Genomic DNA, 13,045 nt, shown 5'->3' on the forward strand with positions numbered 1-13,045 from the left:
GCAGACATCCCACGAAGCGGCAATCAGCCTTAGATTGTGACTTTCATCACTATCCCCTGTGAGGTGAACCACAGCCCGCTCAATATTGAGCTTGCATGTTTGGGTGTAGCCTGATATAAGCACCAGGGTAGTGCTGACCAAGGAGTCGAACCATGAGTATCGAATCAAGCTCCGCGGCGGGAACCGTCCCGACTGGAAGTGGTCGCAGGGCTGAAAATCCCCTACCAGCGCAAGGCAATGTTGCGTCACCTCAAGCGAACGCAGGCCCACTTTTTGCAGACCCGGCAGCATTGGGTCTGGGCGCTTTCGCAATGACCACGTTTGTCTTGAGCGTTATCAATGCCGGCATGATCCCCAGAGCGGACGAACCGGTGGTTCTGGGACTGGCATTGTTCTACGGCGGTCTAGCGCAGTTTGCCGCGGGAATCTGGGAATTCGCCAACCGCAACGTTTTCGGCGCAACAGCCTTTTGCTCGTTCGGAGCCTTCTGGATGTCCTTCTGGTTCCTAAGCCAGTTCAGCGCTGGCAGCCTTCCGCCGGCAGAGGCCGGCAAGGCCGTCGGCCTGTACCTTCTGGGCTGGGCAATCTTTACCGCCTACATGACCATCTCCGCGTGGCGGGTCAGCATGGGCGTCTTTGCCGTCTTCGTCTTCCTGACCCTGACCTTCATCGCGCTGTGCCTGGGTGCTTTCTCCGGGGCAGACGGGCTAACGGCGTTGGGCGGTTGGCTGGGCATCGTGACCGCGCTCATCGCCTGGTACTGCTCCTGCGCGGTGGTCGCGAACTCCACCTTTAAGCGGGCTGTGCTTCCGGTGGGACGACGGTGAGAGGCCATGGCCGCAGACCCAACAGAATCGGAAGAGACCCTCGCAAACCTCTTGCACGAACAGCGGCGCTTTCCTCCAGAAGCCGGCTTTTCCGCCCAAGCCAACGCCACGTCGTCGGATTATGACGAAGCCGACGACGACAGGTTGGGCTTTTGGGCGCGGCAGGCGGGACGGCTCGACTGGGCCCAGACCTGGAACCAAGTTTTGGACTGGACAAATCCGCCGTTCGCCAAATGGTTCGTCGGCGGCAAACTCAACGCCGCCTACAACTGCCTGGACCGGCATGTAGCAGCAGGCCACGGGGACAAGGTTGCCTATTATTTTGAAGGCGAAGCGGGGGACAGCCGCACGATCACGTATGCCGAACTCACCGGCATGGTGTGCCAGGCAGCGAACACGCTGACCGATTTGGGTGTCGAGTCCGGGGACCGGGTGGCCATCTACATGCCCATGATCCCGGAGACCGTCGTGGCGATGTTGGCCTGCGCGCGCATTGGTGCACCGCACACCGTGGTGTTCGGCGGGTTCTCCGCGGACGCGCTCCGGACGCGGATCCACGACTGCGATGCGCGGATTGTCATCACCTCCGACGGCGCCTACCGCCGCGGCAAGGCCAACGGGTTGAAGTCCGCCGTCGACGAGGCGTTGCTGGACTGCCCGGACGTGCGCAACGTCCTGGTGGTCCGGCGAACCGGCCAGGAGGTCGACTGGACACCGGGCCGCGACATGTGGTGGCACGAATCGGTGGAGCTGGCTTCCGCCGAGCACCGCGCTAAGGCGTTCGACGCCGAGCATCCGCTGTACGTGATGTACACCTCGGGCACCACCGGCAAGCCCAAGGGCATCCTGCACACCACCGGCGGCTACCTCACGGCGTGCGCCTACACGCACTGGGCGGTGTTCGACCTCAAGGCCGAGTCCGACATCTTCTGGACAGCCGCGGACATTGGCTGGGTTACCGGCCACAGCTACATCGTGTATGGACCGCTGGCTAACGGTGCAACGTCGGTGCTCTACGAGGGCACGCCGGACACCCCGCACCAGGGCCGCTGGTGGGAAATCATCGACAAGTACAAGGTTTCGATTCTTTACTGCGCTCCGACCGCCATCCGTACGTTCATGAAGTGGGGCGCCGACATACCGGCCAAGTACAGCCTCGACAGCCTGCGGGTGATCGGCACCGTGGGCGAACCGATCAACCCGGCTGCCTATATCTGGTACCGGGAAAACATCGGGCACAACCAGACGCCGGTTGTGGACACGTGGTGGCAGACCGAGACCGGGGCCATCATGATCAGCCCGCTCCCGGGGGTAACAGCAGGTAAACCCGGCGCCGCCATGACGCCGCTGCCCGGGGTGGTGGCCGACGTGGTCAATGACGCGGGCGCACCGGTTGGCAACGGCTCCGGCGGCTATCTGGTCCTCAAGGAACCGTGGCCCTCCATGTTGCGCACTATCTGGGGCGACAACGACCGGTACGTGGAGACCTACTGGACGCGGTTCCCGGGGCTGTACTTCGCCGGTGACGGTGCAAAGAAGGACGAGGACGGCGATATCTGGCTTCTCGGCCGCGTCGACGACGTGATGAACGTGGCAGGACACCGGCTTTCGACCACCGAAATCGAATCGGCGCTGGTCGCCCATCCTAAGGTCGCCGAAGCCGCCGTCGTCGGCGCTTTGGACGAGACCACCGGGCAGGCCATTGTTGCCTTCGTCATCCTGCGCAGCGAGGCGGGCGACGGCGGACCTGAGGTTGTGCAGGAGCTGCGGGACCATGTGGCCAAGGAAATCGGCAAGATTGCCCGGCCCCGGCAGGTCATGGTGGTAGCCGAGCTGCCGAAGACCCGTTCCGGCAAGATCATGCGCCGGCTCCTCAAAGATGTGGCGCAGGACAGGCCGATCGGGGATGTCACCACCTTGGCGGACTCCTCCGTCATGGAGTTGATCAAAGCCGGCATGCCGGGCGGTGCGGACGGGAAGCACTAGCCCGGGATGCACTAGTGCGGGATGCACTGGCAGGCGGTCGCCGAAGCTCTGGAGTTGGCGCCCGAAGCTACCTGTTTGCACAGCGATGCGGTCCAACCCTTGCCGCTGTACCCCTTCTTGGTGTCGAATCTGTTAACAGCACAAGAGTGTGCAGGGACGAGGCTGCCTACGACGCCAGGAGGCGCTCATGTCGGGGAAATCCGCCAACGGGGCCAAGGGATTGGGACGGAGCGCTGATCAGCGGCGGGCGGAGGCTTCTGCTGCGGCAACGGTTTCCCGGCCCGAGCAAATCCGCAACGTGGTGCTGGTAGGGCACTCCGGCGCCGGCAAGACGATGCTCGCAGAGGCCATGCTCCTGGCGACGGGCGCCACCAACCGCATGGGCTCCATCCTGGAGGGAACCACCGTCAGCGATTCGGACCCTTCGGAAATCCGCCAGCAGCGTTCCGTGGTGCTGTCCGTTCTCCCGTTCATGTACGACGACGTCAAGATCAACCTCCTCGACACGCCGGGCTTCTCCGACTTCACGGGCGAACTGCGTGCCGGTCTCCGCGCCGCCGATGCGGCCCTGTTCGTGGTGTCCGCCGTCGAAGGCATCGACGCGGCGACCACCGCGCTCTGGGAGGAATGCACCAATGTGGGCATGCCGAGGGCGGTGACCATCAGCCGGCTGGACCACCCGCGGGCCAACTTCGAAGCCGCGCTGGCCAACTGCCGCCGTGCATTCGGCGAGTCGGTGCAACCGCTGTACCTCCCGGTGCGGAGCGGGGCGGACGTGACCGGATTACACGGACTGCTCTCCGGCACCGTGTCAGAGTACCCAGCCGGGGAACGTCAACCCGCCTTCCGCCCCGCGGAGACCGGTGAACTGGCGGCCGCCGAGGGAGCCCGCAGCGCGCTGATCGAGGGCATCATCGCGGAGAGCGAGGATGAGTCGCTGATGGACCGCTATCTCGGCGGCGAAGACATTGGACTTGACGTTCTCCTGTCCGACCTGGAGACCGCCGTCGCACGCGGTTCGTTCTACCCGGTGCTAGCCACCTCCTCGGAAACGGGGCTCGGCATTGCAGAGTTGTTGGAGATGCTCCAGCGGGCCTTTCCATCCCCGCTGGAACGTCCGGCGCCTCAGGTGACGGGCCTTTACGGTGCACCCAGCCTGCCGCTGCGCTGTGATCCCGACGGCCCGCTCGCCGGCGAAATCGTCCGCACAAGCACAGATCCCTTCCTGGGCCGGGTATCCCTGGTGCGGGTATTCTCAGGAACCTTGCGGGATGATTCGGCGATTCACGTCTCCGGGCATGGGCTCGCCGACCGAGGCCATGCGGACCATGATAGTGATGAACGGGTCACCCACCTGCACGCCCCGGTCGCCTCGACGTTGCGGTCGGTGTCCCATTGCATCGCCGGCGACATCTGCGCGCTGACGAAGATCGGCACCGCCGAGACGGGAGACACCGTATCCGGGCGCGAGCACCCGATGCTCATCCAACCGTGGGAGATGCCTGAACCCCTGTTGCCGGTGGCAGTGGAGCCTACGTCACGCAACGATGAGGCCGCGTTGGCCAAAAGCCTGGCCAAGGTGGCTGCGGGTGATCCGACGCTCAGGGTGGAACGCAATCCGGAGACGCACCAGCTCATCCTGTGGTGCATGGGCGAATCCCACGCCGAGGTGGTGCTGGACCGGCTGCGCGGGCAGGGCGTGAATGTCCAGACAGTTGACGTGGTCACCCCACTGCGGGAAACCTTCGCGGCAGCTGCCCCCGGGCACGGACGCTACGTCAAGCAATCCGGCGGTCACGGCCAGTTCGCCATCTGCGACATCGAGGTCGAACCGCTCCAGCAGGGTGCAGGGTTCGAGTTCGTGGACAAGATTGTCGGGGGAGTGATCCCCGGCCCGTACATTGCCGCCGTCGAGAAAGGTGTCCGGTCGCAGATGGAAAAGGGTGTCGCCGCCGGTTTCCCCGTCGTCGACATCCGGGTGACGCTGGTGGGCGGCAAAACCCACAGCGTCGATTCGTCCGACGCTGCCTTCCAATCAGCCGGCGCTCTCGCCTTGCGCGAAGCCGCTGCGGCGGCGCGGATCCAGCTGCTCGAGCCGGTCTCCGCGGTGACCATCACCGTGCCTGACGACTACGTGGGGCCGGTCATGAGCGACCTGTCCGCCCGACGGGCCCGGCTCACCGGCTCGGACGCAGCCGACGGGGAGGGCACCGAAATCAGCGCCGAGGTTCCCGAACAGGAATTGCTCCGCTACGCCATCGAGCTCCGGGCGTTGACCGGCGGCACCGGACGTTTCCGGCGCACCTACCTGAGGCACGATCCGGTGCCCTCAAGCGTGGTGGGCGAGAAGGCGCAACGCTAGGATGCTGCCGCAGCCGTTCGTCAGGTTCCCGAGCGAATCACCTGCGCAAGCTTCCCGAGGGCGTCCGTCCAGCCGGCCCGATGCAGGGCGAGCCGTTCTTCGGTTGCGAATTCGCCGTGGGAAAGCGCGATCCACGTGAGGTCGCCCTGGGGCGCGAGCGAAAGTGTGACGATGGTTTCGCGGTCATCGGGTGTGGGTTCCTCCCACCGGAAGGAGTAGACGAGGCGGCGGGGAGGATTGATCTCGAGGAACTCACCGGCAAGGTGGAAGGGTTCGCCGTCGGGCGGCTGCATGGTCAGGCGGTACCTGCCGCCTGGTTGTGGGTCGAGCGTGGCCTCGGTCGTCCTAAAGCCTTCGGGGCCCCACCATTGAGCCAGCTCGGCCGGTTCCGTCAGCATGCGGAAGACGCGCTCGCAGGGTGCTTCCAGCAGGGTTTCCAACTCCAGCGTGAATCCGCTGCTTCGCTCCTTCATCGGATCCTTCCTCAAGGGAATGCTGTGCGAGGGTACCGAGGGCATCGTCTGCCGCCCAGCGTAGTCCCGGGACAGGAGCCCGGCTAGGGAGATCTGATGGACGTCCCCGGCCGGCCGGTGGGACCATGGCTGTACCGACGGCCCACCAGCGCCGACGGCTTGCGGCCGCGGCGGCAGCAGGAGGAATCATGTCTTGGTCCGGTCTTGATCCGATCGTCGAGCGGTACCATCACGCCCTGGATGAGTTTGTCCGCGGAAACCCTGATCTTCAGAAGGAGCTGTTCTCAAAACGGGATGACGTGACGCTCGCGAATCCGCTTGGCCCGCCTGGCCGCGGCACGGACCGGGTTGAGCAGACCATGGACCGGGCGGCTGCCTTGCTGCGGGAGGGCGAGCCTACCCGGTTCGAACGCGTGTCCGCGTACGCCGGCACAGACTTGGCCTACATGGTGGAAATCGAGCGGACCCGAGCGAAGGTCGACGGCTCCGAGGAGGCACTGCCGGTATCACTGCGGGTCACAACGGTCTTCCGGTTGGAGGACGGCCAGTGGAAAGTAGCCCACCGTCATGCCGATCCGATCACCTCCCCGCGGACCATCGACACCATTGTGGACCGGGACGAGTCCTAGCCACGGCGCGGTTGTTGGAGGTCAGCGGCGTGAGCGCAGGAATTCGGTCACGGGCGCTGCCAAGGAGGCGCCGACGTCGTCCGCAGAACGCTTGAGGCCCTTCACGCTAAAGGAGTGGTCGCCGCCTTCCTGCCAATTGAGAGCTGCGTTGGGCCCGATCCGCTCGACCACGGATTCGAGCAGCTCGCGGGTGGCGAAGGTGTCTCGGGTGCCCTGCAGGAAGAGCATCGGCAGCGTGAGGCCGTACAGGTGCTCGTCGCGGAGCTTTTCCGGCTTCCCCGGCGGGTGCAGCGGATAGCCCAGGTAGACCAGGCCCGCTGCGGGCATGCCCTCGGCGACGGCCATCGACGCCATGCGGCCGCCGAAGGACTTCCCGGCAGCCCACAGCGGTTCGCCATCGGAACGGGCAGCCGCTTCCTGCATGGCAGCACGCCAGGCCTCGAGGGCAACCGGCGGGCGGTCGGGGAATTTTTTGCCGGCCTCCCGGTAGGGGAAGTTGAAGCGCAAGGTGGCCACGCCGTCGTCGTTCAATGCCCGGGTGAAGCCCGACAGGAACGGATGGTCCATGCCGGCACCGGCGCCGTGGGCCACCACCACTGTTGCGACCGGAGCATCCGGCCGTGCATAGACACCGGAGACGGTGGCCTCGCCCACGTCGATGGACACATGCGACTCGCTGACTTGCATGCTCCCATCATGCCCTCGCCAGAAGCGAGGTGTGTATGTTTAGGTGTTCCCATGGCCAGCGAACAAACAACGCTGACGGTCGATGGACCGCACGGTGAACGCGACATCCGCATCTCCAGTCCGAGCCGGGTGATGTGGCCCGAGCTCGGCATCACCAAACTGGATCTGGCGCGCTACATCGCGGAAGTGGGGGAGGCGTTCATCCGCGCCAACGGCGACCGGCCGGTCTCCCTGCAGCGGTTCTCCGACGGGATCGACGGCGAGCAGTTCTTCTCGAAGAATCCGCCCAAGGGTGCCCCGGACTTTGTGCGTTCGGTGATGGTGGTCTATCCGAGCGCGCGCTCGCACCCGCAGTTGGTGCTCGATGAGCCTGCCGCAGCCGTCTGGGCGGTGCAGATGAACACCGTGGTGTTCCATCCGTGGCCTTCCCGGGCGGAGAACTCCGACAATCCCGACCAGCTGCGCATCGACCTCGATCCGCAGCCGGGGACGTCCTTCGACGATGCCATCCCGGTGGCCATCGAACTGAGGTCAGTGCTGGCCGAGGCCGGGCTTGAAGCGTTCATCAAGACGTCCGGAAACCGCGGGCTGCATATGTTCGCTCCGATCGAACCGACGCACGAGTTCCTGGATGTACGCCACGCCGTCATTGCCGCGGCGCGGGAAATCGAGCGGCGGATGCCGAAGCAGGTCACGACCTCCTGGTGGAAGGAAGAGCGGGGGGAACGGATCTTTGTGGACTTCAACCAGGCCAACCGCGACCGGACCATGGCCGGTGCCTACAGCCCGCGAGCGCTGCCGCACGCCTCGGTGTCCTGCCCGATCGGCTGGGATGAACTGGAGACAGCGGATCCGAAGAACTTCACCATTGCCACGGTCCCGGACCGGTTGAAGTCAACCGGCGATCCCTGGGCGACGATGCACGATAACCCGGGCAAAATCGACGTCCTGCTGCAGTGGTGGGAGCGCGACCTGGCCGCCGGCCTGGGCGAGATGCCGTTCCCGCCGGACTATCCGAAGATGCCGGGCGAGCCGCCGCGGGTCCAGCCCAGCAGGGCGCGCAAGAAGGACTGACTTGGCCAGCTCAAGCCGGCCAGCCTACGCGAACCGGCCTGCTCAAGCCGGCCAGCCTACGCGAACAGGCGGCCTACTCGAACCGGGACGGCCTACTTGAGCCGGCCGGCCTACTCGAACCGGGACGGATCGCCGGCGCCGTAGCGGACCACCTCAGCAGTGCCGGAGGAAAAGTCGACCACGGTGGATGGTTCGGAACCGCAGTCGCCGGCGTCCACCACTGCATCCACCACATGGTCCAGCCGCTCCTTGATCTCCCAGCCTTGGGTCATCGGCTCGTCCTCGTCCGGCAGCAGCAGCGTGCTGGAAAGCAGCGGTTCGCCCAGTTCCGTCAAAATGGCCTGGACGACGTTGTTGGCCGGAATCCGGACACCGACCGTCTTTTTCTTCGGGTGCAGCAACCGGCGCGGAACTTCCTTGGTGGCCGGCAGGATGAAGGTGTAGCTGCCGGGAGTGGCGGCCTTGATGCTGCGGAAAACCGTGTTGTCGACGAGCACGAACTGGCCCAGTTGGGCAAAGTCCTTGCAGACCAGGGTGAAGTGGTGCTTCCCGTCGAGTTGGCGGATGGTCCGGATCCGGTCCAGGGCGTCCCGGTTACCCAACTGGGCGCCGAACGCATAGCAGGAGTCGGTGGGGTACGCGATCAAGGCGTCGGACCGGACAAGGTCGACGATCTGGCCGATCGACCGCGGCTGGGGGTTCTGGGGGTGGACGTCGAAGTATCTCGCCATTCCCTGAGCTTACGACGATGGGTGTTAATTGATCCACGAGTGGGTGGTCGGTCTCCGGCCCGGGCGCGGCATCAGAGGCGAACAGGGCGCCGATCTGTGGTCTCCCACGCTTGCCGATAGGCATGTGATCCATGCCGCAGTTTGCGCGTTCATCCCACCGTTGAACTGCGCGCTCCAAGCCGGGGAAGCCCGGCTTTCCCGCAGGGGCGGGCCCGGGCCTTGCCGCGGGGCGGGGCGGGGCATTCCCGCGGGAGCGCACGCGTCGGACCCGGTCCGGTTTGCGCGGACCCGGCGGCACTCTACAATCGGAAGGCAGTTTGCCGAAAGTTGCTTCCACAACCCCGGCCCGGTGAACTCACGATGAATTCTTCCAACAAGATTGGGTAACTAGGTGGATCTCACCTTCATAGTCGCGCTCGTCGTCGTGCTGGCGCTGTTCTTCGATTTCACTAACGGCTTCCACGACACAGCGAATGCGATGGCGACGCCGATTGCGACCGGGGCCATCAAACCCAAGACCGCTGTGGCACTGGCAGCCGTGTTGAACCTCGTGGGCGCCTTCCTCTCCACCGAAGTGGCCAAGACCGTTTCGGGCGGACTCATCCGCGAGGGAGAGGGTGGCATTCAGATCACACCGCTGATGATTTTTGCCGGACTGATCGGTGCGATCGTGTGGAACATGATCACGTGGCTGCTGGGCCTGCCGTCCAGTTCCTCGCATGCCCTCTTCGGCGGGCTGATCGGTGCTGCCATCGTCGGTGCCGGCTTCCAGGCGGTGAACTACGGCGTGGTCATGTCCAAGGTGCTGCTGCCGGCCATCCTGGCCCCGTTGATTGCCGGAACGGTGGCGTATTTGGCGACAAAACTGGCCTACTGGATCACCAAACGGGACGAGAGCGCCTCCAGCCCCAAACGCGGCGGGTTCCGCTACGGCCAAATTTTCTCGTCGTCGCTGGTGGCCCTGGCACACGGCACCAACGACGCGCAGAAGACCATGGGCGTCATCACGCTGGTGCTGATCGCGGGCGGTTTCCAAGCGGCGGGCACCGGTCCGGAGTTCTGGGTCATCGTGTCCTGTGCGCTGGCCATCGCCATTGGCACCTACTCCGGCGGTTGGCGGATCATCCGCACCATGGGGTCCGGCCTGACCGAGGTCAAGCCCGCCCAAGGCTTCGCCGCGGAGTCCTCCACAGCGTCGGCCATCCTGGCCTCCTCCCATCTGGGCTTCGCACTGTCAACCACCCAGGTAGCCTCCGGCTCGGTCATCGGGTCCGGGTTGGGCCGCAAGGGAGCGCAGGTCCGCTGGGCCACTGCCGGGCGCATTGGCATCGGCTGGCTGCTGACCCTGCCCGCGGCCGGCGGCATTGGCGCCCTGGCAGCGTTCATCGCGCATCTGGGCGTCGCCGGCGTGGTGATCGACGCCGTGGCCGGTGTGGCGGTGATCGGCCTGATGTACTTCATCTCCAAGCGCAACAAGGTCGGTCATGACAACGCCATCAGCGACGTGGACCAGGCCGGTGAAATCGTCAGGATCAAACGCAAGAAGAAGCGCAAACCCACAGCCAAGAAACGCGCCCGGCAAGCGGCGGTGCCCACTGCACCGGCTGCCGGCAAGACGGGGGCCACCGACAACCACGCCGGTACCGATGAAGGAGAGGCACGATGAACATCGACTGGATGGCGTTCCTGATCGTCGCCGTCGCGACTCTCGTATCGGCTTTGCTCGTCGTCGGTTCCTATGGCCTCGGCGTCCGCCTGTTGGCGGTCGCCAACGATGCGACTGAGTCGCGCCGCCCGGCCTACCGAGGCCTGGCCTACCTGTGCTTCGGGGTGGCGGCTGTGGCCGTGGGCTACGGTATCTACCTCATCGTGCCCGCCTTCCACTAGTCCTTCCCGCTGGCTAGCATGGGCCCATGGCCCGGACTATCTACTATGTCGGCAGCTCGGTGGACGGGTACATCGCCGACCGCAGGAACAAGCTCGACTGGCTGATGCAGTTTAACGAGGCAACCGGCGTCCAGGACAGCATCGAGACGTTCATGCAGCGCGTCGGCGCGATCGTGATGGGCTCCGAGACGTACAAGTTCCTCGTGTCCGAGGGGCCCAGTTCGTGGGCTTACGGCTCAACACCCACGTGGGTTTTCACGCACCACGAACTGCCTGGCATCCCGGGGGCGGACATCACGTTTGTTCGCGGCGACGTCTCTGTCTTCCATCAGAGCATCTGCGCCGACGCCGGTGAGAGAGATGTGTGGCTGATGGGCGGCGGCCAACTCGCTGCGCAGTACGCGGCCGCCGGGCTCTTGGATGAACTGATTCTTACCCTGGTCCCGGTCGCGCTGGGCGGCGGCCAGCCGCTGTTACCCGTCTCAAGCACGACGGCGCCGGCCCGGCTTCGTGCCACCCGCGCCTTCGGCGACTTGGTCGAGATGCACTACGACCTCACACCGGTAACGCTCCAGTGACGCAACAGAATGAGGTTTGATCAGGTTTGATCGCCGAGCCCGGCTGAGCATGACGGTCCTCGCGCGCCGATCCGCCATCCACCGGGGGACTTCAGCACAGGATCCACCATGACCGTTCGCCAGCCGCAGTTTCCGCCCTGCAAGACCAAGCCCTTCCCAGCCCTTGTGGCCGTGCTGCTGGCTGTGCTGGCCATCGGGGCCTGTGGCCTGGGGCGGCCGCTGCCTGGCCCAAGCCCGGAGGCGCCGCAACCGGTGACCAGCCAAAGTTTGCCTGCGCAGCAAACCAAACCGGCGCCCGGCCATAGCCAGCCTGCGCAGGGAACGGAACCGGCGCCGAGTCGCCGCGGCGGACTGGACCATGTGGTGATCATCGTGGAGGAAAACAAGCCCGCCGCCGATCTGCTGGGCAGCGCTTCCGCGCCCTTCATCAACCAGTTGGCGGCGGACTATGCGCTGGCGACCGACTATGTGGCAGTGGCGCACCCGAGCCTGCCTAACTATTTGGCGCTGACGGGCGGCACTACCGCTGGCATCACCAACGACTGCCTTCCGACGGAGGGCAACTGCCTGGCCCGCGGTGACAGTATTGCCGGGGAGATCGGGAAGTCGGGACGTACCTGGAAAATGTATGCCGAAGGCATGCCCGGCCCCTGCAGCGCTGAAAACTCGGGACTCTACGCCGTGAAGCACAATCCCTTCATGTACTACCCCGGGCTCACCGCTGACGCAGCCGACTGTGCCGAACACATTGTCCCCTTCACCGAGTTGGCCCGCGACCTGAAGACGGCCTCCACGTTGCCGGATTACGTCTTCATCAGCCCCAACCTTTGCGACGATATGCACAACTGCTCCATCGAAACCGGGGATGCGTGGCTGTCCCGGGAGGTGCCGAAGATCCTTTCCTCTCCGGCCTTCACGCAACAGCATTCTCTGCTGGTGATCACCTGGGACGAAGGCCGCGGCAGCCGCAACGACGTCGCGGCGATTTTCGCAGGATCCGCAGCCAAGAGGTCCTACCGGTCCAATGCTGAGTACAGCCACTATTCCTTGCTGCACACCATCGAAGACGCGTGGAACCTGCAGCCGCTCACCGAGAACGACCGGAACGCGCCGGTCATGAACGACCTGCTGCGGTAGGGTGGGCCGCCGCGATCTAGGAGAGGCCATTCAGGAAGTGCGGAGCGGTCCTTCGGCTCGCCCACGGTGAAGGCCGCACGGCCTGACCCAAACCGGCGCGGAAGGCGCAGCGTCAGCGGTTGTCGCGAATCATGTTGGTGATCCGTGCCGTGGAGAGGCGTCGTCCCTCGTCGTCGGTCATCACCACTTCGTGCACTGTGAGCGATCGGCCCAGCTGGATTGCCGTCGCTGTTCCGGTAACCAGCCCGGAGGAGACGGAGCGGTGATGGCTGGCGCCAACTTCAATCCCGACGGCGTGGCGGCCCGGTCCGGCATGCAGCGCTGCAGCGAAGGAACCCAGCGTTTCGGCCAGCACAACATGGGCGCCGCCGTGCAGGATGCCCGCCACTTGGGTATTTCCCTCCACCGGCATGCTGGCAACGATGCGCTGTGGGGTCATTTCGCTGAAAACAATGCCCATCTTCACCACCAGCGAACCAACGCCGGTGTGCGCGAGCCACCGGTGCAGGTGCTCCGGAACACCTGCGTCGACGAGTTCTGCGATCGTCGCCGCCGCAGACGGCTGCACGTGTTCGGGCACACCGCCGTCGGGTGTGAATTTGTCGCTCATGGGAACTAGGCTGGCAGGTGTGAGTGAAACTAACAAACCGGACGCAACGACAGCCACATTGGAC

The 13,045-nt window shown here is 65.1% G+C and carries 13 protein-coding genes; 9 read left to right on the plus strand and 4 right to left on the minus strand.

The features are described 5' to 3' along the window. Window positions 1-152: 152 nt before the first annotated feature. The 3 genes from AC5RWX_RS12995 (at window position 153) to AC5RWX_RS13005 (ending at window position 5,175) form a co-directional block, all read left to right on the plus strand. Window positions 153-827 (plus strand): acetate uptake transporter, encoded by a 675-nt coding sequence (locus AC5RWX_RS12995; RefSeq protein ID WP_493939630.1) that lies wholly within the window; start codon window positions 153-155, stop codon window positions 825-827. A gap of 6 nt (window positions 828-833) precedes the next feature. Next, window positions 834-2,813, plus strand: a complete 1,980-nt coding sequence (gene acs / locus AC5RWX_RS13000) for an acetate--CoA ligase (RefSeq protein ID WP_493939631.1) — start codon at window positions 834-836, stop codon at window positions 2,811-2,813. Window positions 2,814-3,000: 187 nt separating this feature from the next. Next, the gene (locus AC5RWX_RS13005; RefSeq protein ID WP_493939632.1) at window positions 3,001-5,175 is read left to right on the plus strand and encodes an elongation factor G-like protein EF-G2; all 2,175 of its coding nucleotides are present in this window, start codon (window positions 3,001-3,003) and stop codon (window positions 5,173-5,175) included. A gap of 20 nt (window positions 5,176-5,195) precedes the next feature. Here the strand turns inward: AC5RWX_RS13005 and AC5RWX_RS13010 are convergent, their stop codons facing one another. Further along, on the minus strand, window positions 5,196-5,648 hold the full coding sequence (locus AC5RWX_RS13010; RefSeq protein ID WP_493939633.1) for an SRPBCC family protein: 453 nt from the start codon (window positions 5,646-5,648) through the stop codon (window positions 5,196-5,198). A 188-nt stretch (window positions 5,649-5,836) separates the two neighbouring features. On the opposite strand from AC5RWX_RS13010, the gene AC5RWX_RS13015 reads away from it, so the two are divergent. After that, window positions 5,837-6,277, plus strand: coding sequence for a nuclear transport factor 2 family protein (locus AC5RWX_RS13015; protein WP_493939634.1), 441 nt, complete (start codon window positions 5,837-5,839; stop codon window positions 6,275-6,277). 21 nt (window positions 6,278-6,298) lie between these two features. On the opposite strand, the gene AC5RWX_RS13020 is transcribed toward AC5RWX_RS13015, so the two are convergent. Next, on the minus strand, window positions 6,299-6,964 hold the full coding sequence (locus tag AC5RWX_RS13020; protein WP_493939635.1) for an alpha/beta hydrolase family protein: 666 nt from the start codon (window positions 6,962-6,964) through the stop codon (window positions 6,299-6,301). A gap of 51 nt (window positions 6,965-7,015) precedes the next feature. Here AC5RWX_RS13020 and ligD point away from each other — a divergent pair, with 51 nt between their 5' ends. Continuing rightward, a complete protein-coding gene (gene ligD / locus AC5RWX_RS13025; protein ID WP_493939636.1) occupies window positions 7,016-8,038 on the plus strand; it encodes a non-homologous end-joining DNA ligase in 1,023 nt (340 codons plus the stop codon). A gap of 110 nt (window positions 8,039-8,148) precedes the next feature. Here the strand turns inward: ligD and AC5RWX_RS13030 are convergent, their stop codons facing one another. Continuing rightward, window positions 8,149-8,769 (minus strand): L-threonylcarbamoyladenylate synthase, encoded by a 621-nt coding sequence (locus AC5RWX_RS13030; protein ID WP_493939637.1) that lies wholly within the window; start codon window positions 8,767-8,769, stop codon window positions 8,149-8,151. Between the two features lie 391 nt (window positions 8,770-9,160). Between AC5RWX_RS13030 and AC5RWX_RS13035 the strand changes: the two genes are divergently transcribed. The 4 genes from AC5RWX_RS13035 to AC5RWX_RS13050 all read left to right on the plus strand — a co-directional run bounded on the left by AC5RWX_RS13035 (window position 9,161) and on the right by AC5RWX_RS13050 (window position 12,371). Beyond that, window positions 9,161-10,435 (plus strand): inorganic phosphate transporter, encoded by a 1,275-nt coding sequence (locus AC5RWX_RS13035; protein WP_493939638.1) that lies wholly within the window; start codon window positions 9,161-9,163, stop codon window positions 10,433-10,435. Beyond that, on the plus strand, window positions 10,432-10,656 hold the full coding sequence (locus AC5RWX_RS13040) for a hypothetical protein (protein WP_493939639.1): 225 nt from the start codon (window positions 10,432-10,434) through the stop codon (window positions 10,654-10,656). Before AC5RWX_RS13035 ends, AC5RWX_RS13040 begins: the two co-directional genes overlap by 4 nt. Window positions 10,657-10,682: 26 nt before the next feature. Next, complete coding sequence (locus AC5RWX_RS13045) at window positions 10,683-11,234, plus strand: dihydrofolate reductase family protein (RefSeq protein WP_493939640.1); 552 nt, start codon at window positions 10,683-10,685, stop codon at window positions 11,232-11,234. Between the two features lie 108 nt (window positions 11,235-11,342). Next, the gene (locus tag AC5RWX_RS13050) at window positions 11,343-12,371 is read left to right on the plus strand and encodes an alkaline phosphatase family protein (protein ID WP_493939641.1); all 1,029 of its coding nucleotides are present in this window, start codon (window positions 11,343-11,345) and stop codon (window positions 12,369-12,371) included. Between the two features lie 112 nt (window positions 12,372-12,483). Here AC5RWX_RS13050 and AC5RWX_RS13055 read toward each other — a convergent pair whose 3' ends face one another. Then, entirely contained in the window at window positions 12,484-12,981 is a 498-nt protein-coding gene (locus tag AC5RWX_RS13055) for a hotdog fold thioesterase (protein WP_493939642.1), read from the minus strand. Window positions 12,982-13,045: the final 64 nt, after the last annotated feature.

The organism is Arthrobacter sp. SPT-J7, assembly GCF_059089965.1.

Coding starts and splice junctions, on each gene's coding strand:
- AC5RWX_RS12995 (WP_493939630.1), top strand. CDS start 153: ATGAGTATCGAATCAAGCTCCGCGGCGGGAACCGTCCCGACTGGAAGT.
- ligD (WP_493939636.1), top strand. CDS start 7,016: ATGGCCAGCGAACAAACAACGCTGACGGTCGATGGACCGCACGGTGAA.
- AC5RWX_RS13055 (WP_493939642.1), bottom strand. CDS start 12,981: ATGAGCGACAAATTCACACCCGACGGCGGTGTGCCCGAACACGTGCAG.
- AC5RWX_RS13015 (WP_493939634.1), top strand. CDS start 5,837: ATGTCTTGGTCCGGTCTTGATCCGATCGTCGAGCGGTACCATCACGCC.
- AC5RWX_RS13045 (WP_493939640.1), top strand. CDS start 10,683: ATGGCCCGGACTATCTACTATGTCGGCAGCTCGGTGGACGGGTACATC.
- AC5RWX_RS13030 (WP_493939637.1), bottom strand. CDS start 8,769: ATGGCGAGATACTTCGACGTCCACCCCCAGAACCCCCAGCCGCGGTCG.
- AC5RWX_RS13005 (WP_493939632.1), top strand. CDS start 3,001: ATGTCGGGGAAATCCGCCAACGGGGCCAAGGGATTGGGACGGAGCGCT.
- AC5RWX_RS13040 (WP_493939639.1), top strand. CDS start 10,432: ATGAACATCGACTGGATGGCGTTCCTGATCGTCGCCGTCGCGACTCTC.
- AC5RWX_RS13020 (WP_493939635.1), bottom strand. CDS start 6,964: ATGCAAGTCAGCGAGTCGCATGTGTCCATCGACGTGGGCGAGGCCACC.
- AC5RWX_RS13010 (WP_493939633.1), bottom strand. CDS start 5,648: ATGAAGGAGCGAAGCAGCGGATTCACGCTGGAGTTGGAAACCCTGCTG.
- AC5RWX_RS13050 (WP_493939641.1), top strand. CDS start 11,343: ATGACCGTTCGCCAGCCGCAGTTTCCGCCCTGCAAGACCAAGCCCTTC.
- acs (WP_493939631.1), top strand. CDS start 834: ATGGCCGCAGACCCAACAGAATCGGAAGAGACCCTCGCAAACCTCTTG.